This window comes from Rouxiella silvae (assembly GCF_002093625.1).
Classification (GTDB): domain Bacteria; phylum Pseudomonadota; class Gammaproteobacteria; order Enterobacterales; family Enterobacteriaceae; genus Rouxiella; species Rouxiella silvae.
Genome location: NZ_MRWD01000013.1, coordinates 1 through 26,193 on the forward strand (window position 1 = coordinate 1; position 26,193 = coordinate 26,193).

General features: G+C 53.1%; 22 protein-coding genes and 1 pseudogene. 15 read left to right on the forward strand and 8 right to left on the reverse strand.

Translation table 11 applies throughout. From position 1 onward, the window contains the following. Window positions 1-199: 199 nt before the first annotated feature. Entirely contained in the window at window positions 200-1,276 is a 1,077-nt protein-coding gene (locus tag BS639_RS07050) for an acyltransferase family protein (RefSeq protein ID WP_158086925.1), read from the forward strand. A 69-nt stretch (window positions 1,277-1,345) separates the two neighbouring features. Here the strand turns inward: BS639_RS07050 and glpE are convergent, their stop codons facing one another. After that, entirely contained in the window at window positions 1,346-1,666 is a 321-nt protein-coding gene (gene glpE / locus BS639_RS07055; RefSeq protein ID WP_055776019.1) for a thiosulfate sulfurtransferase GlpE, read from the reverse strand. A gap of 351 nt (window positions 1,667-2,017) precedes the next feature. On the opposite strand from glpE, the gene malP reads away from it, so the two are divergent. Together malP and malQ are read left to right on the forward strand one after the other, a co-directional pair. Then, a complete protein-coding gene (malP, locus tag BS639_RS07060; RefSeq protein WP_084982672.1) occupies window positions 2,018-4,426 on the forward strand; it encodes a maltodextrin phosphorylase in 2,409 nt (802 codons plus the stop codon). Window positions 4,427-4,435: 9 nt separating this feature from the next. Further along, window positions 4,436-6,535: a 4-alpha-glucanotransferase gene (gene malQ / locus BS639_RS07065; RefSeq protein WP_084982673.1), complete on the forward strand. Its 2,100-nt coding sequence runs from the start codon at window positions 4,436-4,438 to the stop codon at window positions 6,533-6,535. Window positions 6,536-6,572: 37 nt separating this feature from the next. Here the strand turns inward: malQ and nfuA are convergent, their stop codons facing one another. Continuing rightward, window positions 6,573-7,148 carry a Fe-S biogenesis protein NfuA gene (nfuA, locus tag BS639_RS07070; RefSeq protein WP_055776027.1) on the reverse strand — a complete coding sequence of 192 codons (576 nt, stop codon included), beginning with the start codon at window positions 7,146-7,148 and terminating at the stop codon, window positions 6,573-6,575. Between the two features lie 59 nt (window positions 7,149-7,207). After that, window positions 7,208-7,891 carry a DNA utilization protein GntX gene (gene gntX, locus BS639_RS07075; protein WP_084982675.1) on the reverse strand — a complete coding sequence of 228 codons (684 nt, stop codon included), beginning with the start codon at window positions 7,889-7,891 and terminating at the stop codon, window positions 7,208-7,210. Window positions 7,892-7,949: 58 nt separating this feature from the next. Between gntX and bioH the strand changes: the two genes are divergently transcribed. From bioH to mdcH, 10 genes are all read left to right on the forward strand, one after another. Further along, on the forward strand, window positions 7,950-8,762 hold the full coding sequence (gene bioH / locus BS639_RS07080) for a pimeloyl-ACP methyl ester esterase BioH (RefSeq protein ID WP_084982676.1): 813 nt from the start codon (window positions 7,950-7,952) through the stop codon (window positions 8,760-8,762). A 245-nt stretch (window positions 8,763-9,007) separates the two neighbouring features. After that, window positions 9,008-9,277 carry a YdgH/BhsA/McbA-like domain containing protein gene (locus BS639_RS07085; RefSeq protein ID WP_055776037.1) on the forward strand — a complete coding sequence of 90 codons (270 nt, stop codon included), beginning with the start codon at window positions 9,008-9,010 and terminating at the stop codon, window positions 9,275-9,277. Window positions 9,278-9,600: 323 nt separating this feature from the next. Beyond that, window positions 9,601-11,262, forward strand: a complete 1,662-nt coding sequence (gene mdcA / locus BS639_RS07090; protein WP_055776039.1) for a malonate decarboxylase subunit alpha — start codon at window positions 9,601-9,603, stop codon at window positions 11,260-11,262. Window positions 11,263-11,264: 2 nt separating this feature from the next. Next, the gene (locus BS639_RS07095; protein WP_055776043.1) at window positions 11,265-12,143 is read left to right on the forward strand and encodes a triphosphoribosyl-dephospho-CoA synthase; all 879 of its coding nucleotides are present in this window, start codon (window positions 11,265-11,267) and stop codon (window positions 12,141-12,143) included. A 15-nt stretch (window positions 12,144-12,158) separates the two neighbouring features. Beyond that, entirely contained in the window at window positions 12,159-12,461 is a 303-nt protein-coding gene (mdcC, locus tag BS639_RS07100) for a malonate decarboxylase acyl carrier protein (RefSeq protein ID WP_055776046.1), read from the forward strand. Then, on the forward strand, window positions 12,451-13,299 hold the full coding sequence (locus BS639_RS07105; RefSeq protein WP_055776050.1) for a biotin-independent malonate decarboxylase subunit beta: 849 nt from the start codon (window positions 12,451-12,453) through the stop codon (window positions 13,297-13,299). The genes mdcC and BS639_RS07105 overlap by 11 nt, the downstream gene beginning before the upstream one ends. Next, window positions 13,299-14,111 carry a biotin-independent malonate decarboxylase subunit gamma gene (mdcE, locus tag BS639_RS07110; RefSeq protein ID WP_055776054.1) on the forward strand — a complete coding sequence of 271 codons (813 nt, stop codon included), beginning with the start codon at window positions 13,299-13,301 and terminating at the stop codon, window positions 14,109-14,111. Before BS639_RS07105 ends, mdcE begins: the two co-directional genes overlap by 1 nt. Before the next feature lie 151 nt (window positions 14,112-14,262). Continuing rightward, entirely contained in the window at window positions 14,263-15,225 is a 963-nt protein-coding gene (locus tag BS639_RS07115) for an AEC family transporter (RefSeq protein WP_084982677.1), read from the forward strand. A 30-nt stretch (window positions 15,226-15,255) separates the two neighbouring features. After that, complete coding sequence (locus tag BS639_RS07120; protein ID WP_084982678.1) at window positions 15,256-15,897, forward strand: malonate decarboxylase holo-ACP synthase; 642 nt, start codon at window positions 15,256-15,258, stop codon at window positions 15,895-15,897. After that, the gene (mdcH, locus tag BS639_RS07125; RefSeq protein WP_084982679.1) at window positions 15,894-16,823 is read left to right on the forward strand and encodes a malonate decarboxylase subunit epsilon; all 930 of its coding nucleotides are present in this window, start codon (window positions 15,894-15,896) and stop codon (window positions 16,821-16,823) included. The genes BS639_RS07120 and mdcH overlap by 4 nt, the downstream gene beginning before the upstream one ends. A 25-nt stretch (window positions 16,824-16,848) precedes the next feature. Here the strand turns inward: mdcH and BS639_RS07130 are convergent, their stop codons facing one another. The 5 genes and pseudogenes from BS639_RS07130 to greB all read right to left on the reverse strand — a co-directional run bounded on the left by BS639_RS07130 (window position 16,849) and on the right by greB (window position 23,688). Next, window positions 16,849-17,775, reverse strand: a complete 927-nt coding sequence (locus BS639_RS07130) for a LysR family transcriptional regulator (protein ID WP_084982680.1) — start codon at window positions 17,773-17,775, stop codon at window positions 16,849-16,851. A 204-nt stretch (window positions 17,776-17,979) separates the two neighbouring features. Next, window positions 17,980-20,228 (reverse strand): annotated as a pseudogene (feoB, locus tag BS639_RS07135) (Fe(2+) transporter permease subunit FeoB); the annotation flags it as partial. Next, window positions 20,225-20,452, reverse strand: a complete 228-nt coding sequence (feoA, locus tag BS639_RS07140; protein ID WP_055776072.1) for a ferrous iron transporter A — start codon at window positions 20,450-20,452, stop codon at window positions 20,225-20,227. The gene feoA and the pseudogene feoB, both read right to left, overlap by 4 nt. A gap of 294 nt (window positions 20,453-20,746) precedes the next feature. Beyond that, window positions 20,747-23,086: a Tex family protein gene (locus tag BS639_RS07145; protein ID WP_084982682.1), complete on the reverse strand. Its 2,340-nt coding sequence runs from the start codon at window positions 23,084-23,086 to the stop codon at window positions 20,747-20,749. Between the two features lie 122 nt (window positions 23,087-23,208). Further along, window positions 23,209-23,688: a transcription elongation factor GreB gene (gene greB, locus BS639_RS07150; RefSeq protein WP_084982683.1), complete on the reverse strand. Its 480-nt coding sequence runs from the start codon at window positions 23,686-23,688 to the stop codon at window positions 23,209-23,211. A gap of 328 nt (window positions 23,689-24,016) precedes the next feature. Between greB and ompR the strand changes: the two genes are divergently transcribed. Together ompR and envZ are read left to right on the forward strand one after the other, a co-directional pair. Then, window positions 24,017-24,736, forward strand: coding sequence for an osmolarity response regulator transcription factor OmpR (gene ompR, locus BS639_RS07155; protein WP_055776081.1), 720 nt, complete (start codon window positions 24,017-24,019; stop codon window positions 24,734-24,736). Continuing rightward, on the forward strand, window positions 24,733-26,085 hold the full coding sequence (gene envZ, locus BS639_RS07160; protein WP_055776084.1) for a two-component system sensor histidine kinase EnvZ: 1,353 nt from the start codon (window positions 24,733-24,735) through the stop codon (window positions 26,083-26,085). Before ompR ends, envZ begins: the two co-directional genes overlap by 4 nt. Window positions 26,086-26,193 lie beyond the last annotated feature (108 nt).

Here is a 26,193-nt window from a genome sequence, read left to right on the forward strand (position 1 = left end):
ACATAATACCCATTAAGAACGAAGGTATTCCACAGTGGATATTTATAATCATTAATAAAAATTCTTTATGCTCAGTAACGTTTGAGCATGGCAAATAAAATGATGTTCTTTTAGTTTTGTGTAAAGTTTGCGTAAATTAATATTCTGCTATATGCTCTTAATTTTGAATTTAGTTCATACTAATCAATGAGTAATGATTATGCAACATGTTCGTGGACTCGACGGCGCGCGTGGTTTTGCCGTGCTTATCGTTATGTTCTTTCATCTCGAAATTCCGGGTTTCTCTCTAGGCTGGGCAGGGGTTCCGTTATTTTTTTGCCTGTCGGGATTTTTAATAACAGGTATTCTGCTTGAACAAAAAAAACGACCTTTTAAAGAGTATCTGGGCAGCTTTCTCTATAATAGGCTGCTGAGAATATTCCCTCTTTTCTATGCCTACTTATTAATCAACTACCTTTACCTCAAGGCCACCGGCCACTCCTCTGACGGCTACATGTGGTTCGTTCTTTATCTGCAAAATATATATATTGGCTTAACCGGCACGACGCCAGGGTTTGTTATCCAAACGTGGTCACTGGCCGCTGAAGAGCAGTTTTATTGGATATGGCCGCTGGCTATTTTCTTTTTGAAAGAAAAGACCATGGTGAAAGTGTTCATCGCCTTGATTATTTTTTCCGCCTGGGTGCGAAGCTTCATCTACCATGCTTCTGGCGACAATCCCTACATGTTCAATGCAACAGTACTAAGTTGCACTGATGCGCTAATTTTAGGGGCGTTATTCGCAAAAATTAAAGACCATAAGCATGCAGCATCTGCCGCCGTGGGCCTGTTAGTGACCGGCATTGCCGTCTCTGCGTATGCCATTGTGACTACGGGCCTTGACGCATTTTGGCTGCCGTCAGGCTGGGTGGGCAAATGTGGTTACCTTGCAACGTCTTTGGCGATGGTTTTCACTGCGCTGATTTTCTTTGTCTACAAGTGGGATAAAGAGGCGAAGGGGGATCTGTTGAACCGAATCTTGAGAAGCCGCTTTTTGGTCTATACGGGGAAAATCAGCTATGGCCTTTATATGTGGCATCTTGCCTGCTTCTACGCGATTACGCTGGTCTTCAAAAAGCTGGGAATGGGCAACCACAACCTGATGTATTACGCTATTGCGATGCTGGCGGCCTACGCTGTCTCCACGCTGTCCTTCTACTTATTTGAGATTCACTTTCTTAAGTTGAAGAAAAAGAGCAAAGCCCGAGCAGACGAAAGAAAAGAGTTAGTGTTTTAACGCAGGCTCACCCACCGTGCGGCTTGGCTTGGCTTGGCTTGGCTCGGTGAGTGAAGTTCTGCGACGTTCTCAGGCCTCTACGTCCTGCGGGAAGGTTTTTGACCAGGCTTCAAAACCGCCGTCTATGCTGTATACCGCGTCAAATCCCTGCGTTAACAAATACTGTGCTGCACTGCGGCTGCTGATGCCGTGATAGCACATTACTAGCACCGGCTGGGTGGTTTCAGTCTGCTGCATGAACGCGCTGATGCTTTCATTACTTAAGTGAAACGCACCGGGGGCATGAGCAGTGTTAAAGCTCTGAATGTCGCGGATATCAACCATTACCGCATCGCCTTCTTTCAGGCGGGTATGGGCCTGCTCAACGCTGATTGCTTCAAACTGTTCCATGCTGCTTTTTGCCTCGTAATGACCAAAACTATCGGTTAAAAATATTCAATTCTATTGTAACCAATTCTTTGCTGTTCAAGACCAGATGATGTGTAAGGTCTTTCTCTGAAAGTCCACCGCCTAAGCGAAAAATCACGAAAAACTCACTTTTTTAAGGAATGAAATTTCGTTAAGCCAAGGCGAAATCACGACTTTTAGCCGTTCAATCGGTGAGCAAACTTCTGATAATGGGTTTATACATATAGGTGTCGCACATCACATTTTTCGCTAAAAGTTTCTGACGCATCGCTCCCTGCACGTTGAGGACTGCGCACTTTTCCCGCTTTATCACCTAAGGATAGAGATTGCCCTATGCCAAAACCGACTTTTAAGCAGGACAGTTTTTTGGCGGCATTGACCCGCCAGTGGCAAGCATTCGGACTGACCTCCGCCGAGGATATGACTCAGCACCAGTGGTGGCACGCCGTCAGTGCCGCGGTGGCTGAGCAGCTGCCACCGCGTCCAGACAGCGGCAAAGGCCGTAGCAAGGTTAAACGCCACGTTAACTATATTTCGATGGAGTTTCTGGTGGGGCGCCTGACCGGAAATAATCTGATTAATTTAGGCTGGTACGACAAGGTTGCCAAAGCGCTGCTGCCGTTTGATATTAATTTGGCCAACCTGCTCGAAGAAGAGGTCGATCCTGCGTTGGGCAACGGCGGTTTGGGCAGGCTGGCGGCCTGTTATCTTGATGCTATGGCATCAGTGGGTCAGCCGGCGATAGGCTATGGTCTTAACTATCAGTATGGCCTGTTCCGTCAGAGTTTTGTCAACGGTAAACAGCACGAAGCCCCCGATGACTGGCACCGCAACGCCTATCCCTGGTTCAGGCACAACAGCGCGCTGGCCGTAGACGTCGGTGTTGGGGGAAAAATGGTAAAAGGCGAAGGCGGGAAATCTCACTGGAAACCGGATTTTATCCTGCGCGGTGAAGCGTGGGACCTGCCCGTCATCGGTTACAATAACGGCGTGTCGCAGCCGCTGCGGCTGTGGGAAGCCACCCACGTTCATCCTTTCGATCTTGAGAAGTTTAACGACGGCAAATTTTTGCAGGCCGAACAGCAAGGAATTGACGCGGCGAAGCTGACAAAAGTTCTCTATCCCAATGATAATCATGAGGAAGGTAAGCGCCTCAGGCTGATGCAGCAGTACTTCCAATGTGCCTGTTCGGTGGCGGATATTCTGCGTCGCCATCATTTCCTTGGGCGTAAAATTCGTGAATTGCCTGATTATGAAGTCATTCAGCTTAACGATACCCATCCCACCATTGGCATTCCCGAAATGCTGCGCGTGCTTATCGACGAACACCAGATGAGCTGGGACGATGCCTGGCACATTACCAGCCGTACCTTTGCCTATACCAACCACACGTTGATGCCCGAAGCGCTAGAAACCTGGGATGAAAAACTGGTGCGTAGCCTTCTACCGCGCCATTTTGCGATTATCAAACAGATTAATACCAACTTTAAGAAACTGGTCGACAAACATTGGCCGGGTGACGAAGCAGTGTGGGCCAAGCTTGCCGTGCATTACGACAAACGGGTCAGAATGGCTAACCTGTGCGTGGTGGCTGGTTTTGCAGTCAACGGCGTGGCAGCTCTGCACTCTGATTTAGTGGTAAAAGACCTGTTTCCCGAGTATCACGAGCTGTGGCCGGAAAAATTCCACAACGTTACCAACGGCATAACGCCACGGCGCTGGCTCAAGCAGTGTAATCCGGCTCTTTCTGCCCTAATTGACGATACGCTGAAGACTGAATGGGTCACTGATTTAGATGCTCTGAAAGGGCTAGAGGCAAGCGTTAAAGATAAAAAGTTCTGTAAGCGCTACCGCCAAATCAAGCACGACAATAAAGTGCGTCTTGCCGAATACGTTAAACAACGCATGGGAATTGTGCTCAATCCGGACGCCATTTTTGATGTGCAAATCAAACGTCTGCACGAATACAAGCGTCAACATCTGAACTTGCTGCACATCGTTTACCTTTATCAGCAGATTCGTGCCAATCCTAAACTCGACATCGTGCCTAGGGTTTTCCTTTTCGGCGCGAAAGCGGCTCCCGGTTACTATCTGGCTAAAAATATTATCTATGCGATCAATCAGGTAGCCGAGAAAATCAACAACGATCCGCTGGTGGCCGACAGGATCAAAGTCGTATTCATCCCAGATTACAACGTGTCGGTGGCCGAGATGATGATCCCGGCGGCGGATGTTTCGGAGCAGATTTCTACCGCTGGCAAAGAGGCTTCGGGCACCGGAAATATGAAGCTTGCGCTAAACGGTGCGCTGACCGTGGGGACGCTCGACGGCGCCAACGTTGAAATCGCCGAGCAAGTCGGTGACGAAAATATCTTTATCTTTGGCAACACCGTCGATGAAGTTAAAGCGCTGCTGAAAAAAGGGTATAAACCGAAGGCGCTGGTCAAAAAAGATAAGCATCTCAAGGCAGTGCTCGACGAATTGGCCAGCGGTTTTTACAGCGACGGCGATAAAAAAGCCTTTGATCAACTGCTCGACAGTCTGCTCGACGGCGGTGACCCCTATCTGGTTCTGGCCGATTTTGCACAATACTGTCAGGCGCAGGAAAAGGTCGACAAGCTCTATCGCGATCGTGACGAATGGACTCGACGCACGCTGCTTAATACCGCCCGAGTTGGCATGTTTAGCGCCGACCGTTCAATCCGTGATTATCAGCAGCGTATTTGGCAGGCTAAACGTTAAGGAGCAGCCATGCAGGGCGAGGAACTCGAACAGGCAGCAAAGCGGGCAGGTATTTTAGACAGTTTTATCAATATGGTAGACGAGGTGCAAACCGTCTCACCCCAGACCCAGCAGGCACTGCTTGAGGCGATGGGACGCGATGAGCAGGAGCCGGAAACGGGTCCGCTGCCGCCGGTGAAAGTGTTTATGGCCGGTGAGACGCTGCGCTTTATCCCACAGGGAGAGGGGCAATTTCATTGGCAACTGACGCTGGAAAACGGGGACACCTCCGCGGGTGAAGGCATTTTTGGAGAACCTCTGGAGCTGGGCCGTTGTGCCGTGCTCGGTTATCACCAGCTCACGCTTACCTGGCAGCAGCAGCAGCAGCAGCAGCAGCAGCAGTGGTCGTGTCGGACTATTGTTGCGCCGTCTCGCTGTTTTGAACCCGAAGTACTGATTAACGGCAAAAAACTCTGGGGTGCCTGCGTACAGCTTTATACCCTGCGTTCAGAAAATAACTGGGGAGTGGGGGATTTTGGCGATTTAAAGCAGATGATCGAGCAGTTGGGATCGCGCGGTGGCGCCTTCGTGGGTCTGAATCCTATCCACGCGCTCTATCCTGCAAATCCGTCAAGCGCCAGTCCTTATAGCCCTTCGTCGCGCCGTTGGCTAAACGTGACTTATATTAACGTTAACGCCGTTGAAGAGTTTACCGACAGCCCACAGGCGCAGAGCTGGTGGAAAAGCGCTGAAACTCGCGCCGCGCTGGATAAGGCCCGCAGCGTTGACTATGTCGATTATCCGGGTGTGATGGCGCTGAAAATCACTGGGCTTAAGCTCGCGTGGCGCGCGTTTCAAATCCTTGCGGAAGCGGGACAGCGAAAGCGAGATTTTCGCGCCTTTGTGCTGCTGGGCGGTGAAAGTCTGCGCCAACAGGCGGTGTTCGATGCGCTGCATACGCACCTTGGCGAGACGGAGCAAGGTTTGTGGGGATGGCCGGCATGGCCTGCGGCTTATCAGGATCCACAGAGTGATAAAGTGGCAGAATTCTGCGAGCGTTACCAAGATGAGGTGGCATTCTTTCTTTGGCTACAGTGGCTGGCACACTGCCAGTTTGCCGAGTGTTATCAGGCAAGTGTTGCACTTGAAATGCCCATCGGCCTGTACCGTGATTTAGCGGTAGGCGTGGCCGAGGGGGGCGCAGAGACCTGGTGCAATCGCTCGCTTTATTGTATGGGGGCGACCGTTGGTGCACCGCCGGACATTTTAGGTCCTCAGGGGCAGAATTGGGGATTACCGCCTCTCGACCCTAACGTGATGAAGGCGCGTGCCTATCAGCCCTTTATCGATTTACTGCGCAGTAATATGGCCGACTGCGGCGCGCTGCGTATCGACCACGTTATGGGCCTGCTGAGGCTGTGGTGGATACCCAAAGATCAACATGCGGGTCTTGGCGCCTACGTCAGTTATCCGCTAAACGACCTGCTTGCGGTGCTGGCGTTGGAGAGCCAACGGCATCAGTGCATGGTGATTGGTGAGGACTTGGGCACGGTGCCAAAAGAGATCGTTACCAGTCTGCGAGACAGCGGGATTTACTCTTATAAAGTGCTCTATTTCGAACACGATAAACAGTTGCTCTATCGCGCTCCGCAAGACTACGTGGCGCAGGCAATGGCCACCGTGACCACCCACGACCTGCCAACGCTGCGCGGTTATTGGCAGGGTGATGATTTAACGCTGGGCGAGAAACTGGGTATTTATCCCGATGCCGAAATATTGGCTCACTTGCGCAGGGAGCGAGCGTTGACTCGCCAGGCGCTGCTTGACGCCCTGCACCGCCATCACTGCGTGCCCAACAGCTTAAGCAAGCACGCTGAATCGATGGAAATGAGCGACACTCTCAACCTCGGGCTACAGCGTTATTTGGCCGACAGCGCCAGTGTTCTGCTCGGACTTCAGCCCGAGGACTGGCTGGATATGAGCACGCCGGTCAATGTGCCGGGCACCAATAGTGAATATCCCAACTGGCAGCGCAAGCTCACGACGCCGCTTGAGGCGATGTTTAGCAGTGAGAAAATAGACGGCTTACTGAAGGATTTGAACGAAAGAAGAAAGAGGGTTGATGCTTAAATATATCCCCCACGTTTACAGTGGGGGATGGACAAGATTAGTAGAACGAGTGCTCACCGCGCTGATGTTCAGTCAGGTCGCGGACGCCTTTCAGCTCAGGGAATGCCTGCAACAGCTCTTTCTCGATGCCGTCTTTCAGCGTAACGTCGATCATTGAACAACCGTTACAGCCGCCGCCAAACTGAAGAATCGCCAGGCCTTCGTCGGTAATTTCCATCAGCGAAACGCGGCCGCCGTGGCTGGCCAGCTGTGGATTAATCTGCGCTTGCAGCAAATACTCAACGCGCTCCATCAGCGGTGCATCGTCAGAGACCTTGCGCATTTTTGCGTTCGGCGCTTTCAGCGTAAGCTGTGAGCCGAGCTGATCGGTAACAAAGTCGATCTCTGCTTCATGTAAATACGGTGCGCTAAGCTCGTCGATGTATGCAGACAGCTTTTCAAATTTTAGTTCTGTATCCGTGGCTTCCACGGCGTCAGGTGGGCAGTAAGAAACACCACATTCAGCAGTTGGCGTACCTGGGTTAATCACAAATACGCGGATCTGGGTGCCTTCTTCCTGGTTCGCCAAAAGTTTGGCAAAGTGCTCTTGGGCAGCATCGGTAATAATGATCATAACATTGGCTCAATAGTTGACTACTCCAGTTGGTTATAATACGCCCTTTAACATACTGACTACAAGGTGCGGCAAATACACCAAATTTGTAATGAGGCAATATCCTTTTTATTCAGCAGTTTACTGACTTCGCTAATTGTGCTGCCGGTGGTGACCACGTCATCAATCAGTGCAACATGTTTACCTGCCAGTGAAGAATTGCAGGTAAAAGCCTGCCGCAAATTGAGCTTTCTTTTGGGTTCTGAAAGCCGCTGCTGAGCTACCGTAGCGCGGTGCCTTTCCAGCGCGTAAGGCTGATAGTCACAGCCTAGCCAGCGAGCGAGTGGACGGGCCAGTAGTTCGGACTGATTGTAACCGCGATGACGATAGCGACGCAGATGCAAAGGAATGCTGAGCAGCACCTCAGGCCGAGCCACGCTGCCTGTGCGCCAACGCGCTAGCCACTGTAACAACAGCAATCGCGCCAGAGGTTCGGCCAGCTCTGGCGTGGACGAAAATTTAAAGCGCAGCAGCAAGGTGCTGATGGGCAACTGATAAACGCTGGCAAAAATCAGTGATTGCCACAGCGGCGGCCTTAAAATACAGCGGCCGCAGGGCAATCGCGTATTACCGCTGGGTAATCCACAGCGCGGACAGCAACAGGGTAATTCTGGCAAATGCCTGATACAAAGGCTGCAAATTCCGTGTTTGGCGAGCTGTAGCGGTTGCTGGCAAAGCCAACACCGGCTGGCAATGGTGAGCATAATAGGTAGACTATTCCTTTATTAAATCTTCATGTTTTCCCTTTTAGGACACTACAGTATGAATCGCCTCTATTGGCAGACTTTAGGTGAAGGTTCACGCGATATTGTGCTGCTTCACGGATGGGGGCTGAACGCCGAAGTATGGCGTTACATTGCCGAGCGATGGGCGCCGCATTTTCGTCTGCACTTGGTCGACTTGCCGGGCTATGGCCGCAGTCAGGGTTTTGGGGCGCTTTCACTGTCTGAAATGACGGAGATTGTTTTAGCGCAGGCACCGGAAAAAGCGCTGTGGTTGGGCTGGTCGTTGGGTGGTTTAGTGGCCAGTCAGGCTGCGTTGGTTGCACCCATGCGCGTTGAGGCTTTGATAACCGTTTCCTCTTCTCCACGTTTCGCAGCAGGAGGTGAGCAGGAGGGTAAGCACACCTCTGAATCACCACACTGGCCGGGCATTCGCCATGAAGTTCTACAGGGTTTTCAGCATCAACTGAGTGAAGACTTTCAGCGCACGGTTGAGCGCTTTTTGGCGTTACAAACGTTAGGTAGCGAAAGCGCACGGCAGGACGCCAAATTGTTGAAATCGATGGTGCTGGATTTGCCGATGCCCCCGGTCGAAGTGCTTAACGGCGGGCTGGATATTCTTAACCATCAGGACTTACGGATGCCGATGAAGTCACTCAGGCTGCCCTTTTTACGCATCTATGGCGCGCTGGACGGTCTGGTGCCAAGAAAAATTGCCCCGCTGCTCGATACGTTATGGCCAGCATCGCATTCAGTGATTATCGAGAAGGCGTCCCATGCGCCTTTTATTTCCCATCCTGATGCCTTTAGCTCAGCGGTGCTCGACTTTCTTAATGCTGAAAATCTGCGCTAGCCGTCACATAATGAAGGTTAAATAACGTGTAACGACCTCTTTAATGGATAATTTTCAGGAGTGACTAATACTCAAGAAGGTAACGTCAGAAGCTTGATAAAGCTCTTTTAGGCAGGTTTATCGAGGGTTTGCGTCTCTGGGAGACATTGCGGTATTTGGGCAGGAAGTTCACTACCGACGCAGACAGTCTGAGTTAAGCAACTTGACTGCTTTTAAAATAAATCACTCAAAAAAGAGGTAATGTCATGAATTACAAGAAAATGGTTGTTGCAGCTGTGCTGTTGGGTACGTTCTCGGCGGGTGCAATGGCAGCCCAGGAAATCTCCCGCGAAGAAGCGAAGAAAATGGGTTACACCAGTTTGGGCACGGTCTCAATCGATAACGAGCAGACTGCGCCGATGGATGCTAAAAAGGCCATTAACAAGTTGGTCGAGGAAAAAGGCGGTAAATATTACGTTGTTATCGAAGCGAACAATGACAATAAAATCAGTGCGACCGCTGAAGCTTTTAAATAATTACCGCATTCAATAAGCAACGTAGGCGAGCATTTTCATGCTCGCCTTATTTTTTTTACTTTCGCCTGTTTTGCCGCAGTTGTTGAATAAATAACCGTCTGTTTTTTTAATTCCCCTATCCTCTAGTCAGGCACTTAGTAATTTCATCCCGATTTTTGTGCGACGTTTCTCCTTTTCTTATTTTCAACATACTGAAATATAACGATCTCTTTTAACTATTACTCTTAGGCTAACGATACGCCTTGGTCCTTGATTGATGAGGGGATCAGCTATTTCTAGACTGAGTACAGTCATTAAACAGGTTTAACCCAGAGGTTTTAGGCATGAAGCAACATTCACAGACGACAAAGGTCTGGGACTCGCGCCGCAGTGAGAAAAAACGGCGTATTGACAGTGTCCAGGCTGTGGCTCAAGGCAAGGTTTTACCTACAGACCAAATGACCGCGATTCTGGAAACCCTTATTTCCCCCGGTGACCGCGTAGTGATGGAGGGCAATAATCAGAAACAGGCCGATTTTCTCTCCCGTATGTTGGCGAAGGCCAATCCCGAGAAATTACACGATTTACATATGATTATGCCCAGCGTCAGTCGGGCAGAACATCTTGATCTGTTTGAGCGCGGAATTGCCCATAAACTGGACTTTGCCTTCTCTGGTCCGCAGAGCCTGCGCATCGCGCAGCTGTTGGAGGATGGGCTGATGGAAATCGGCGCCATTCATACCTACATCGAGCTTTATGCCCGTCTGTTTGTTGATTTAGTGCCCAATGTTGCTCTCATTGCTGGCTTTAAGGCTGACAGAAAAGGCAACCTTTATACCGGCCCGAGTACGGAAGACACCCCTGCGCTGGTAGAGGCCACGGCGTTTAAAAATGGGCTGGTCATTGCTCAGGTCAATGAGTTGGTTGACGATGAGAACGATCTGCCGCGTGTTGATATTCCTGGGTCGTGGATTGATTTTGTAGTGGTCGCCGACAAACCCTTCTTTATCGAACCGCTGTTTACTCGCGATCCTCGGCTAATAAAGCCGGTTCACGTCTTGATGGGCATGATGGCGATTAAAGGAATTTATGCCAAACATCAGGTGCAATCGCTAAACCACGGTATCGGCTTTAACACCGCCGCCATCGAACTGCTGCTGCCGACCTACGGTGAACAGTTGGGTTTGAAAGGCAAAATCTGTAAACACTGGGCGCTGAACCCGCATCCAACGCTGATCCCAGCCATCGAAAGCGGTTGGGTTGAGACGGTGCACTGCTTCGGCGGTGAGCTGGGTATGGAGGACTATATTGCCGCACGGCCAGACGTTTTCTTTACCGGCTCAGACGGATCGATGCGATCCAACCGCGCCTTTTGCCAGCTCGCCGGGCAGTATGCAGTCGATATGTTTATCGGGTCGACGCTTCAGGTCGACGGATTGGCTAACTCTTCAACGGTGACGAAAGGCCGGCTGGCGGGATTCGGCGGCGCGCCCAATATGGGCCACGATCCGCACGGCCGCCGCCACGCCACGCCAGCCTGGTTGGATATGATTGAAGAGCCGGATCCCATGCAGCGCGGACGCAAGCTGGTCGTGCAGATGGTGGAGACCTTTCAGTCCGGTGGTAAACCGACTTTTGTCGAAAAGCTCGAAGCGGTTGATGTCGGATTACAGTCGGGTATGCCGCTCGCGCCGGTCATGATCTACGGCGATGACGTTACACACGTTCTCACCGAAGAGGGCATTGCGTATCTGCACCGCGCCAAGTCTTTGGAAGAGCGGAGGGCGATGGTGGCCGCCGTGGCCGGTATTACCGACGTTGGTCTGGGTGTTGACGCCAAGCGCGTGGCAGAGCTGCGAAAACAGGAGCTGGTGGTGTTCCCGGAAGACATGGGCATCCGCCGCACGGATGCGACTCGCTCTCTGTTGGCGGCCAGCAGTGTCAGTGAGCTGGTGGACTGGTCCGGGGGGCTATACAACCCGCCGGCAAAATTTCGGAGTTGGTGACGATGGCACTGACATTAACCGACGCCGGGCCGGGCGATATTTTGGCGGCCACGCTGGCAGAAAGTGCCACGCAGGCGTTGCTTGATGAAGTGCGGCTTAGCCCAAAACCGGGGCTGGTCGATAGCCGCGGCTCCGGTTCCCATCGCGACCTCACGCTCGCGCTGATGGAGCATTCGGCTCACAGCCTGACTGCAACATTTAACGCGTTGGCTCAGCACTGTTGGCGACGATCGGCCGATATTGCCCTGCGTCAGGAAGTGGGACGACTGGGCCGCGAGGGTGAACGGGAAATGATGGCGGCAACCGGCGGCGTGAACACCCATCGGGGCGCGATTTGGGCCGTGGGATTATTGGTCAGCGCGGTAGCGATGCAGCCTTCCGACAATGGGGTCGAGCATATCGCCCGACGCGCCGCCGAGCTGGCTCGCTTGCCCGATGAATTCAGCCCGAAAACCTTCAGTAAAGGTGCGTGTGCGGTCCAGCGTTATCGGCTGCCGGGTGCAAAAGAGGAGGCGCAAAGTGGATTCCCCCACGTCACTGGTCTGGCACTTCCCGAACTTCAGCGCAGTCGTGAGGCGGGCGCGAGTGAAAGTCAGGCACAGCTTAATGCGCTACTTGCGGTGATGACATCACTGGCCGACACCTGTGTACTGTCGCGTGGCGGCATGCCCGCACTGTTGGCGATGCAGCGAGGCGCTGCGTCGGTACTGCATGCTGGTGGAGTGCAAACGGCGGCGGGGGTGAGACGGTTGATGCACCTTGAGCGCCAAATGCTGGCGGATAATGTTTCGCCAGGCGGTGCCGCAGATCTGCTGGCTGCCACCTTGTTCGTCGATCGTATCGGCGCAAAAACTCACCCTATTCACGGTTTAACATCATGATGATGAAGAGGTGTTATGGAACGTTTTGAATTTACCTATCCGGCACAAAAAAGTTTGCCGAGCCATGCTCAAGCGGGTGTGGTGGGATCTGGCGATCTCGAGGCGCTGTATGAGCCGGCGTCGGGCGATGCGCTGGTGGTTCGCGTTGCAACCTCGGTAGACGGCAGTCAGCCGCTGTGGCAGCGCTTTTTCGACCATTTGATTGGCGTGCGTGAACTCCCCGCGGGTCAGTTGGATATCAACGACTTCGGTGCGACACCCGGTGTAGCCAGGCTGCGCATCGAACAGGTTTTTGAGGAGGCATCCGATGTCCGTTGATCAAAGCTTTATAGAATTAAATGCCCGTCAGCGAGCGCGTGCGCTGCTCGATGACGGCACTTTTCGCGAGTTGCTTGACCCCTTCCAGCGCGTTGCTTCGCCGTGGCTTGAACGCCAAGGCATCGTGCCACAGGCCGACGACGGCATGGTGGTTGCACGCGGCACTATTGAAGGCCAATCGGCGGTGATTGTCGCCATCGAAGGGGCATTCCAGGGCGGCAGCATGGGCGAAGTCTCAGGCGCGAAAATGGCGTCGGCGCTGGAGTTGGCGGCACAGGACAACCGCAATGGTATTGCCACGCAGGCGGTTTTACTGCTCGAAACCGGCGGCGTGCGTCTGCAGGAGGCTAATCTCGGACTGGCGGCCATCGCCGATATTCACGCCGCGATTGTTGATTTGCGCCGCTATACGCCGGTGATTGGCATTGTCGCCGGTACGGTCGGCTGTTTTGGCGGGATGTCGATTGCCGCTGCCTTGTGCAGCCGGTTGATTGTGACTCGTGAAGCGCGGCTGGGATTAAACGGCCCGCAGGTTATTGAACAAGAGGCGGGGATCGCTGAATACGATTCGCGTGACAGGCCATTTATATGGAGTATGACCGGCGGTGACGTGCGCTATGCCAGCGGGTTTGTCGATGCACTGGTCGAGGATTCGCTGCAAGAGGTGAAAAACAGCATGCTGTCGTTTATCCGCGAGGGGGTACCTCCTCACCATCGCTCTGATAATTATGACTATTATTTGTCAAAATTATCAACCTTTGACACCTCTGTGCAGGCCAGCCGCGAGGTGACGACGGCACTGTTTAGTGATTCGGCCACAAACCAGGAGGACAAATAATGAGCGCATCTAAGCAGACTTTCAGCCGTGGCAACTATTGGTTTACTCAACTGGCGTCCGACGCGTGCGATGTCAGCGGACTCTGCGCCTCGGTTAAAGCCGCCGACGGTAAGCTCGGACAGCATGATGTTCGCTATATCGCAGTGATCCCGGATGCGGAAAATCGTTATCCCCGCGCGGCGGCGGGCGAAGTTGGACTGCTTGAGGGCTGGACGCTGGCCAAAGTCGTGAATCAGGTGATTGATGAAGACGCAGATAAAACCGTGAAACGCGCGATTGTGGCGATCATTGACGTTCCCAGTCAGGCCTATGGGCGACGCGAAGAGGCGTTTGGTATTCATCAGTCGTTGGCCGGCGCGGCGGGTGCTTACGCCAACGCGCGTCTTGCCGGGCATCCTATCGTCGGACTGATTGTCGGCAAAGCGATGTCAGGGGCATTTTTGGCTCACGGCTATCAGGCTAACAAGCTGATCGCCTTTAATAATCCTGGCGTAATGATCCATGCGATGGGCAAAGAGTCCGCAGCTCGAATTACGCTGCGTTCCGTTGAGGCACTGGAAAAACTGGCTGCTGAGGTTCCACCGATGGCTTATGACATTGAAAATTATGCCACGCTGGGGCTGTTGTCGCAGTTAATGGATATCAGTAACCCTGAAAATCCCACCGAGGCAGAGATTGCCAAGGTGAAATCAGTGGTTGATGAGTCAATCAGCGAAATCGTGCTACAGGGCGTTTATTTGTCGAATCGGCTGGGTGCCGATAATCGAGCCAGCTCTTCCAAGGTACGTGAGCTGATGCGCGAACAGTGGTAGTTCAGGCTTTCCCTCTTGTTTGACCGGTTCTGACCTGCAAACAGCATGAAGTCTCAGGCGCTTTATCCCGAGTATGACTGAAAGTATTAAGAAAACATCGCAGCCGGTGGATCGAGGAATTTACAATAATTCCAACCTCAGGTATCCCACTATGACTTATGTGATCTTGCACGCGCTCGCACCTATTTTTGTGATTATGGTCCTTGGCTATTTTGCCGGGAAAACGAAAATGGTTGAGAATCAGAATGTCTCGTTGTTAAACGTATTTGTGATGGATTTTGCGCTCCCGGCGGCGCTGTTTACCGCCACCGTGCAAACGCCGTGGCTAGGCATTGTCGGGCAAAGTCCGCTGATCCTGCTGCTGGTACTGACAATGTGGATAACCTACGCCGCACTGTATTTCCTTTGCACCAAAGTCTTTAAAAAGTCGCCACAGGATGCGGCGGTGCTGACGTTGACCGTGGCGTTGCCAAATTATGCGGCATTGGGACTGCCCATTCTTGGCAGCGTATTGGGGGAAAACGCCGGGACGTCGCTGTCGGTGGCGGTGTCGATTGCCTGCGGTTCAGTACTGATGACGCCGTTTTGTTTGCTGATTTTAGAGCGAGAGAAAGCGCGTGAAAGCGGAGAATCCCACGGTTCGGCGCTGACGATGTTGCCGATTCTGATGTGGCGCTCGATTAAAAAACCGATTGTCTGGGGACCGCTGCTCGGGGTTGTGCTGTCGGCTATCGGCATTAAAATGCCGGATATCGTGCTGGCCTCAATCAAGCCTTTGGGTCTGGCGGCCACGGCGTCGGCGCTGTTTCTTACCGGGGTTATTCTGTCGGCCCGTAAGCTGAGAATCAACGCGGCAGTGCTCATTGCCTGCCTGACGAAAAACGTGATCCAGCCATTTATTGCTTTGGGGCTGGTGATGGCCTTCGGTATCAGTGGTGAGGTGGCCATTACAGCTGTACTGATGATTGCGCTGTCTGCGGGGTTCTTTGGCATCGTATTCGGCAACCGTTTTGGGGTTCAGTCGCCCGACGCCGAGGCGTCGCTGTTGATTAGCTCGATATTGGCTATTCTGACCTTACCGCTGTTTATATCATTGACGGCTTCAATGCATTAACGGCTCTCTTTTTAGCTATAGGGAAAAATAATGGATTTTCCTCGTGCTCATGATTTGGTGTGGAGCAGACAACGCCCCGTGGCGGCAAAAGGGCAGGTCCTGCCCGCGTGGGTTAGCGCGGGGTGGCAAACGCATTTGCCGCTGGTGGTGCGCCGCGATTTGAGCGATGAGCAACGGCTGCCGGTTGGCGTACGTGGCATAAGTCGCAGCCAGCGGGCAGCAGCATGGATCTCTCCCGCCGACATCAGGCGCATCGTCACGCCAGAATCGTTGGTGGCGGACAGTAATATTCTGCTGCGTTCTGCTTTTGTGTCCCAACAGCCCCTTCAGGCACTGATTACCCTTATCGAGATGCGCCTGCCGTGGATTTGGGGGGTGACCGGCAGCTGCGGTTACGCGCTGGCAACGGATATTCCCGTGATGCATGCCGACAGCGACCTAGATTTACTGATCCGCTGCGACACGCCGCAGCCGCGGGAGGCATTCAGCGATTTCTATCACCAGCTGTCGCGCTTGCCGTGTCGGGCTGATGTGCAGGTCAACACGCCACAAGGCGGATTTTCTTTAAGCGAATGGCTGCGTGACACTCGTGTGATGTTAAAAACCGACGCCGGCCCCTTTAGGGTCGATAACCCGTGGCTCCCGCTCGCCGAGGAGCAAAAAAACAGATGAAAATACTGTTCACCTTTCCCGGACAGGGGCCGCAGTTTCCCAGCATGCTGCATCAGTTGCCGAAGACGCCTCTGACGCTCGGCTACCTCGAACGCGCCAGCACAGCGCTGGGGCAAGATATTCTCACGCTCGACGGCCCCGAAGCACTGCTGTCAACCCGTCAGGTGCAGCTTTGCCTGTTGGTCGGCGGTGTGATTTGGGCTGAACATCTTCGCGCCAGCGGCGTGCTCCCTGATTTTGTTAGTGGTCTGTCGATTGGTGCGTTTCCCGCCGCCGTAGTCTGTGGCGCGCTGGCGTTTGATGATGCGGTCAAATTGGTCGCGCTGCGCGGTGAACTGATGCAACAGGCTTATCCACAAGGGTTTGGCCTCTCGGCGATTGTGGGGTTGCGTCAGCAGCAGATTGAAAGATTGATAAGTCAGGTTAATTCGCCACAGATGCCGGTATTTTTAGCTAATATCAATGCTGAAGACCAACTGGTGATTGCGGGAAGCGACGAGGCAATGCAGAAGGTTCGCGCGCTAGCCGCTCTGCAGGGAGCGCATAAAAGTCATGCGTTGGCGGTGAGTGTGCCTTCACACTGTTCGCTGTTGGACATACCGGCGGCCAAGCTGGCCGAAGCAATAAGTGCCGTCACTTTCACGCGGCCAGACTGTGGCTATCTCAGCGGCAGCAGTGCGCGTGTCTACTGGCAACCTGAAAAAATCGCTGACGATCTGGCGTTTAATATGGCGCGGCGGGTTAACTGGTTTGATGCCATGGTGGCGGCATACCAGCGGGAAGTGCGGCTGGCGGTGGAGATGCCGCCGGGATCGGTGCTGACTGGACTCACCAAGCGGGTGATGACTGAGGGGGTCGCGCTATCCTTAAGCCAGTCGGCCGTCGAGGAGGTCAACACGCTGGCGCAAAGGCTTGAGCGCCGCTGATCTCCCTGAGTGTGCTTGGCAAAAGTTAACCGTTTTTCTGTGGATGACTGCGCGCGTACATGCGGCTTTCGGCGGCCAGCGCCAGCAGGTTAGGATCGCGTTCACGGCTGCGGGCAAACACTAGCGCAATAGTTTGGCGCATTTGATAAGGTTCCGCCAGCGGCAGCAGTTTAACGGTGTCGGCATACACGCCTTTCATCCGCCCTGGTATCAGCGTGCAGCCTACGCCGGCCTGTACCAGGCTGAGCATCGAGAAAATATCGTTCACCTGCGTCACAATATCCGGCTCGAATCCTGCAATCTGAAACGCCTCCTGAAAACCATGGTAGGTTGCAAATCCTTCGGCCAGTGAGACAAATTTTTGTTGTCTAAAATCGCGTAAATCGACCGTTCCTTCGGTGACTAACGCCGAGTCTGCCGGTACCGCCAGATAGATATCATCCTTGAACAGCGGCAGGTTCTCGTAAAGTTGCTCATCAATGAAAGAATCGCTGGTGGAAATTAAAATCGCATCAAGCTGCTGAGCGGCAAGTCGCGACAGCAGTGTTTCATTGGATCCCATGATCAGTTCCAGCTCGAGACTGGGACGGCGGATTTTAAGGCCCATAATCAGGCGTGGAATGGTTTCCAGCGTGAGGGAATAAAGCGTGCCGAGCCGAATACGTTTTTCACCAAACCCTGCGGTACGCTGCGCCGCCTGTATGCCTAACGCCATCTGCTCAATCACCTGAATAGCGTGTTGTTGCAGGGTGTCGGCGGCGGGCAGCGGCAGTAGATTACGCCCCCGATGAATAAATAACGGGCAGCGCAGCCCTTCTTCCAGCGAATGCAGCGCACGATGAACGCTGACACTGCTCAGTCCAAGCTGTTCAGCGGTGCGGGCAATGTTCAGTTTCTCCATAAATACCAGGAAAACCTCAAGCTTGCGGAAGGTGATTTCACTGTCGATCATTTTTGACTCCAGGCGGCTGATCAAGGCCAATCTTAACGAGTCGATCCTGCATACAACAGAGCAACCGCTGCTTTTACCCGCTTATCTTTCTGTTATTTAAGGCATGCCGCATTTCTTGCCTTCCGAACAGCCTTTGCATCCGCCCGACGGCACAGATTTCAGGGTAATAAATGCCATGTTTGATGCGCCTGTCACGACTTCATAGACTCGACTTCTTGAACAGCGCAGTCCAATCAGTATCAGTGCGTTAACCAGCAGCACGGCGGCAATAATCGTCAGGCTTTGTAGCGGATGGTTGCGCAACGTTGCAGCCTGATAAAACAGGGTGGCTAGCGAATAGGCGACGTTTAATCCCCAGAGTATGGAGAAGGTCATCCAGCTGCGGCTAGTTTCGCGGGCAATCGCTCCCATAACGGAGACGCAAGGCACGTAAAGCAGCACAAATATAAGATAACTGTAGGCTGAAATGGCGGTACCGAATTTGGCGCTCATTACACCCATAGCGCTGGCGGCCATCTCGCCGTCGCCTTTGCTGGCTTCGATAGGGTTGGACAGGGTGCTCAAACTCAGTGTATCGACCAGACTTTTCCACGTTTCGGCCACCGCACCGCGCAGCTGGGCTAACGGCCGGTAATGTTCGGCGTCAAACGGTTCGGCTTTTAGCTGCTCGGCGGTGTAGAGCGTATTCAGCGTGCCAACCACCACCTCTTTTGCCATCGCACCGGTAACCAGCCCGACGGTTGCCTGCCAGTTATCAGGATGTACGCCCATAGGGATAAGAACGGGCGTCAGGATTTTACTTACGCTCGCCAATGCAGAGTCATTGATACTGTCAACCGGATTGCCGCTGAATGAGAAACTGTTAAGGGCGCCGATAAATACGCAGGCAATAACAATCACGCGACCGGCCCGCAGAATAAAGCCTTTCAATCTTTGCCAAGTTTGCAGTAGCAGGCTTTTCAACCGGGGAATGTGGTAAACCGGCAGTTCCATAATAAAGGGCGACGCCTCGCCGCGCATGAGGGTGTGCTTCATCACCAAACCGGTCAACACGGCCACGATAATACCCAGCAGATAGAGTGAAAAGACTACGGATGCGCCCTGTTGCCCAAAAAAGGCGGCCGAGAAAACGGCAAAATGGCTAGCCTGGCGCCGCACGACATAAAGGGTGACATCATTACCGTGATCAGGCGTTCGCGCGGTGCGTCGAGCGTGCGTGCCCCCATAATTGACGGCACGTTGCAGCCAAAACCGACAATCAGCGGCACGAAAGACTTGCCTGGCAGGCCCAAAGACTGCATCAGGCGATCCATGACAAAGGCCGCTCGCGCCATATAACCCGAGTCTTCAAGAAATGAGAGAAACAGGTACATCATGCCGATTTGCGGGATCAGCGGCATTACCGTGGCTATCCCGCCGCCAACCCCTTGGGCAAGAAACAGTGTAAGCCAGATAGGGAAGTGCAGTGTGTAGCCAATCCACTGTAATCCTTGGACAAAAATAGTAGCAGAGCCAATTTCGAACAGCGGTTTCAGCGCGCCGCCGATGTTAATTGCCAGCACGAACATCAGGTACATCACCAGCAGAAAAATGGGCACGCCGAGAAAGCGATTGAGGATAATTTTATCCAGCTTTTGGGTCAGGCCGTGCGGCTGACTTAAATGAAGATTACTGACGCTGGCGCAAATAGTGTTGATTGACTGATAGCGCGCTTCAGCAATGGCCAGCGCCGGATCCTCTATACCGGACTCAGCGAGCCTGCGATGAATATTCGGCAGCAGTAAACGGGCCTCTCCAGCATGGGTTGCACTGTAAATGTCGCCTTCAAGCATTTGAACTGCCAGCCATTCACGGCGCTGGCGCGACAGTTTTTCCGGCATGGCTTCGGCTAAGTGCACCACGTCGTGCAATAACGCAGGGACGTAATTAATGCGTTGCAGTGGAACCGGCTCGGGGCGCGAATCAATGGCGTTTTTTAAATCGCCAATGCCGTCGGCGCGGGTCGACACCAGCGCTACCACCGGACAGCCGAGCTGTGCAGATAGCGCATTGATGTCGATGTCTATTTTTTGCGTGGCAGCGATGTCGAGCATGTTGAGTGCAACGATGCACGGAATGCCAAGCTCAAGCAGTTGCAGTGTCAGGTAAAGGTTTCGTTCGAGATTTGAAGCATCGATGACGTTGATGAACATCTCGGCCTCACCGCTCAAAATGTAGTGGCAGGCAATTTGTTCGTCGAGCGACGTTTGGCTTGAGATAGTGGTCAGCGAATAGGTGCCGGGTAAGTCAACCAGCTTGACGCGATGATGAGTCGTCTCGAATTCACCCTCTTTACGCTCAACGGTGACACCGGCCCAGTTTCCTACCCGCTGACGCGAGCCGGTCAGCTGATTGAACAACGTAGTTTTACCCGAGTTAGGATTGCCTATCAGGCCAACTGTCAGCGTTTTCATTGCGACATCTCCAGCAGAGTCAGTAACTGCAAATCCTTTTTTCTCACCACAAGGCTGGTGCGGCGCGTTTCGATTTGCAGCGGATCACCCAGAGGTGCAACGCGCAGCACGTTAAACTGGGAGCCTGGCAGCATGCCGAGTGAGAGAAGCTTTTGGCGATAGGCTGGGCTGATATCACGAGAAAATCCGACGATTTTATAGCTGCGCTGAGTTTGAAATTTCATGTTGAACCTCTTGAGGCTCGCGATGAGCCAGTAGCAGATATCTTGCAGATGATGCTATCTTATTGAATAGAAAGACTAATAATAATCATTACCAAAACAGGCTTCGATTTTAGAGAGGGTAGACTGATAGTTTCGGTGCGTGAGTATGCTAGTCCTGAGCGGAGAAGGGTTTATTGATGTGGCGCAGGTATCAGACGGGAATCAGGGAAAATTAAGGCCGAATAAGCACGAATAAGGAAAGGTAAGGAAGAATAAGGGAGAGCCTTGCGTTGCTGCTCCCCCTTCTGGTCTTCTTTAGCGTTTTTTACCTAACGCGGCGGCAAGGGCATCGCTCATTGCGCTATTGCCCGCGCTGCTGGCGTTACCGCGAGCAGCAGGTGCTGTGTTGCGCTTGGGGGTTTCACGGCCTTTAGCCGCACCAGGAGCCGCTGGCGCACTGCTGCGACGCGCAGGTCCTTCGCCCGGCTGTTCGTCAAGACGCATGGTCAGAGCGATGCGTTTACGCTGCAGGTCGACTTCCATCACCTTCACTTTGACAATATCGCCCGTTTTGACCACGGTGTGCGGGTCTTCAACAAACTTGTTAGCGAGTGAAGAAATATGTACCAGTCCGTCCTGATGCACGCCGATATCAACAAAGGCACCGAAGTTAGTGACGTTGGTCACGGTGCCTTCCAGCACCATGCCGAGCGTCAGGTCATTCATGGTTTCTACGCCCTCGGCAAAGGTCGCCGTCTTGAATTCGGGGCGCGGATCGTGACCTGGTTTTTCAAGCTCTTTGATAATATCGGTCACTGTCGGAACGCCGAAACGCTCGTCGGTAAACTCGCTGACTTTCAGCCCGCGCAGCACGTTGGAATCGCCCATCAGTTGCTTTAGCGCCAACTCGGTCGCGGCTAAAATACGTTGCACCACCGGATAGGTCTCCGGGTGAACGGTTGAGGCATCAAGCGGGTTATCACCATGGTTGATGCGCAGGAATCCCGCACACTGCTCAAAGGCTTTTGGCCCCAAACGGCTGACTTTCAACAGTTGCTCGCGGTTGCGGAACTGACCGTTTTCGTCGCGCCAATTAACAATATTCTGCGCCATCATGCGGGTCAGACCGGCTACACGGGTCAGCAGCGGCACTGAGGCGGTATTCAGGTCAACGCCCACGGCGTTTACGCAGTCTTCCACCACAGCGTCGAGCTTTTTAGCCAGCAGGCTTTGACTGACGTCATGCTGATACTGGCCCACGCCGATAGATTTAGGATCAATTTTCACCAGCTCGGCCAGCGGGTCCTGTAAACGGCGGGCAATCGACACCGCTCCACGAATGGACACGTCGAGGTCCGGGAACTCAAGCGCCGCCAGTTCGGAAGCCGAGTAAACCGAGGCGCCAGCTTCGCTGACAATGACCTTCTGCGCGGTGACTGCTGGGAACTGTTTTTGCAGTTCAATAAAGAAGCGTTCGGTTTCGCGTGACGCCGTTCCGTTGCCGATAGCCACCAGTTCAACATTGTGTTTAATGCACAGTGCCGCCACCTGCTGCGCCGCTTTTGCCGCCTGACCGGTGTGCGGATACACCGTGTCGATGCCGACCAGTTTGCCGGTGTTGTCCACGACGGCCACTTTTACGCCGGTACGCAGACCTGGGTCGAGGCCCATGGTGGCACGCATTCCGGCGGGGGCTGCCATCAACAGATCGTGCATGTTGCGGGCAAACACGTTAATGGCCTCGTCTTCAGCCCGTTCGCGCACCGTGCTCATCAACTCGGTTTCAAGGTGCATCAGCACTTTGATGCGCCAGGTCCAGTTAACCACCGCACGACGCCATGCGTCGGCAGGCGCGTTGTTAAGCTTCAGACCTAGGTGATCGATGATGATGAGCTCTGCGTAGCTTTCGCGCGGGGGCTCATCAGACTGCGGATCGGGATTAAGCGCCAATTGCAGCACGCCTTCGTTGCGTCCACGGAACATGGCGAGTGCACGGTGTGAAGGAACCTGCGAAATAGGTTCGTGGTGATCGAAATAGTCGCGGAACTTGGCCCCTTCCTGCTCTTTACCCTCGACCATTTTCGCGTTCAAATGGGCGTTTTTCCACAGGTATTCACGCACTTTAGCCAGCAGTGCGGCGTCTTCGGAAAAACGTTCCATCAGAATGTAGCGGGCACCGTCGAGCGCTGCTTTGGTGTCGTTTACGCCTTTATCTGCGTCAACGTAGGTGGCAGCGGCCTGTTCAGGCTCATTATTCGGGTCTTGCCACAAGAGGTCGGCCAACGGCTCCAGACCGGCTTCAATCGCAATCTGACCGCGGGTACGGCGCTTGGGTTTAAACGGCAGGTACAAGTCTTCTAGCTCGGTTTTGCTCAACGTGCCGTTAATGGCCTTGGCAAGGTCATCGCTGAGTTTGCCCTGTTCTTCAATTGATTTGAGGATAGTCTGTCGACGGTCTTCCAATTCACGCAGATAGCCAAGACGGCTGTCCAACTGACGCAGTTGGGTATCATCCAACCCGCCGGTGACTTCCTTACGATACCGTGCAATAAACGGCACGGTATTACCTTCATCCAGTAAACGGACGACCGAGGCAACCTGCTCCGGGCGTACCTGCAATTCTGTCGCGATAATGCGGCTCAGTTGATCATTCATAGTTGAGTATCAGTTTTTATCGTTAATGGGTGACGTGAAAACAGGGGACAGTTATACGTTTTGAACGCAAAAATTGCCAGCTATCCGGCCCCGTTGAGTGGCGTTTTGAGACACTTGGAAGGTTAGGGGGTTTGGTGATAGTCGATTTCGTTGACGTACCATACGGCGTCGCCCACCGGGGTGTTGACGACCGCACTGTCTCCGACCTCTTTTTTCAGCAGTGCGCGGGCCATCGGCGAATCGATAGAGATGTAATCTTTACGACCGAAAATTTCGTCATAGCCCACGATGCGAAAACGCTTAGTCTCACCGTCGTCATTTTCAATCTCCACCCAGGCACCAAAAAATACCTTGCCATCCTGCTGCGGTGAATAGTCGACGATGCGCAGTTGCTCCATGCATTTGGTGAGATATCTCACCCTGCGGTCAATTTCGCGCAGACGCTTTTTATTGTACTGATAATCGGCATTTTCGCTTCTGTCGCCTAGGCTGGCGGCCCAAGTGACTTTTTTTGTGACCTCAGGACGCTCTTCGCGCCAAAGAAAGTCGAGCTCCTGTTTCAATTTGAGGTAGCCTTCACGCGTTATCAGCTTGGTTTTCATCGGCTTCTTTTTTTATGAGTTAAGTTGGTGCATAAGGGCAGAATAACCCAGCCGAGAACTTCAGGGAAACCCCCGATTATGTGGATTTTGCAGGCTCGGAAAGACGCTCGCAGAAAAGTGTAAAAAGCATAAAGATATGAACAGCCCCTAAATGGGCGCACGTTTTGCTGCGAGATCGCGTGAATTAACTAAAAATTATTGATAAATTGGGCAAACCATAAGCATTGTTACAATTTCGACTAGAATATATACCATTAAAAGCTGTTGGTTCACCTCGGCTTTTTTAACAATAGAGACTTCGGGTATAAGCGCCTTTGGGAGTAAGAAAATGCAAGAGAATCACAAGATTCTGGTAGTTGATGACGACATGCGCCTGCGCGCCCTTTTAGAACGCTATTTGACCGAGCAAGGCTTCCAGGTTCGTAGCGTTGCCAACGCTGAACAAATGGATCGTTTACTGACCCGTGAATCCTTCCATCTAATGGTGCTTGACCTGATGCTGCCGGGCGAAGATGGCCTGTCTATCTGCCGCCGCCTGCGCAGTCAAAGTAACCCGATGCCGATCATTATGGTTACGGCGAAGGGTGAAGAAGTTGACCGTATCGTTGGCCTGGAAATCGGTGCCGATGACTACATTCCAAAACCGTTTAACCCGCGTGAGCTGCTGGCGCGTATCCGCGCTGTGCTGCGTCGTCAGGCTAATGAGCTACCGGGTGCGCCTTCGCAGGAAGAGGCGGTGATTTCGTTTGGTAAATTCAAACTGAATCTCGGTACGCGTGAAATGTTCCGTGAAGATGAGCCTATGCCTTTAACCAGCGGCGAGTTCGCGGTGTTGAAAGCGCTGGTTAGCCATCCTCGCGAGCCTCTTTCTCGTGACAAGTTGATGAACCTGGCGCGCGGTCGCGAATACAGCGCGATGGAACGTTCTATCGACGTACAAATTTCACGTCTTCGCCGCATGGTTGAAGAAGATCCGGCGCATCCGCGTTATATCCAGACCGTTTGGGGCCTGGGCTACGTCTTCGTTCCGGACGGCACTAAGGCATGAGAAAAATACGCTTTTCACCGCGTAGCTCATTTGCCCGTACTTTGCTGTTAATCGTCACCCTGCTGTTTGTCAGCCTGGTGACGACCTATCTAGTTGTGCTGAACTTCGCCATTCTGCCAAGTTTGCAGCAGTTCAATAAAGTGTTGGCTTACGAAGTTCGTATGCTGATGACCGACAAACTGCAGCTTGAGGATGGCACACTGCTGGAAGTGCCGCCGGCGTTTCGCCGGGAAATATACCGAGAGCTGGGCATCTCGCTGTATACCAACTCTGCTGCCGAAGAGAGTGGTTTACGCTGGGCGCAGCACTACGAGTTTCTGAGCCAACAAATGGCTCAGCAGCTTGGCGGTCCTACCGACGTTCGCGTTGAAGTGAATAAAAATACGCCGGTCGTATGGCTCAAAACCTGGTTGTCGCCTGACATCTGGGTGCGAGTGCCGTTGACCGAAATTCATCAGGGCGATTTCTCGCCGCTGTTCCGCTATACGCTGGCGATTATGCTACTGGCTATCGGCGGTGCCTGGCTATTTATCCGCATTCAGAACCGACCCTTGGTTGAACTGGAGCACGCCGCGCTGCAGGTGGGTAAGGGGATTATTCCTCCGCCTTTACGTGAATACGGAGCCTCCGAGGTGCGCTCGGTTACCCGTGCCTTTAATCAGATGGCCTCCGGCGTGAAGCAGCTTGCCGACGACAGAACTCTATTGATGGCGGGCGTCAGCCACGATTTGCGTACGCCGCTGACCCGAATTCGCCTCGCGACTGAAATGATGAGCGTTGAAGACGCTTATCTTGCCGAGTCGATTAATAAAGATATCGAAGAAAGTAACGCGATTATTGAGCAGTTTATTGATTATCTGCGCACCGGGCAGGAGATGCAGACTGAAATTTGCGATCTCAATTCTATTTTAGGCGAAGTAGTGGCGGCAGAAAGTGGCTACGAGCGTGAAATTGAGACTGACTTGGTAGAAGGGGAAGTATTGGTCAACGTTCATCCGCTGTCTATCAAACGCGCTGCGGTGAATATGGTGGTGAATGCTGCCCGCTACGGCAATGGCTGGATTAAAGTCAGCAGCGGTCACGAACTGAATCGTAGTTGGTTCCAGGTTGAGGACGACGGCCCAGGCATTGAGCCAGACCAGCTTGCCCACCTGTTCCAGCCATTTGTTCGCGGCGACAGCGCCCGCACCATTAGCGGCACTGGACTGGGTTTGGCGATTGTGCAGCGTATTATTGATGCGCACGCCGGACAGCTCGATCTCGGCAAGAGCCCGCGCGGCGGGTTGCGGTTTAGGGCGTATTTGCCACACGCGGTGAAAGCGCCGGTGGCGGTAACGGTTGAGTCTTGATGGCGATGTGTTTTTTAAATTGTCATTAGGGCTTTAGTTGCCGGAATTTTGTTCGAATTCGAGTTCAAGAGCATGCGCTGCGCCCACTGAGCGGCGGCCCAGATCGCC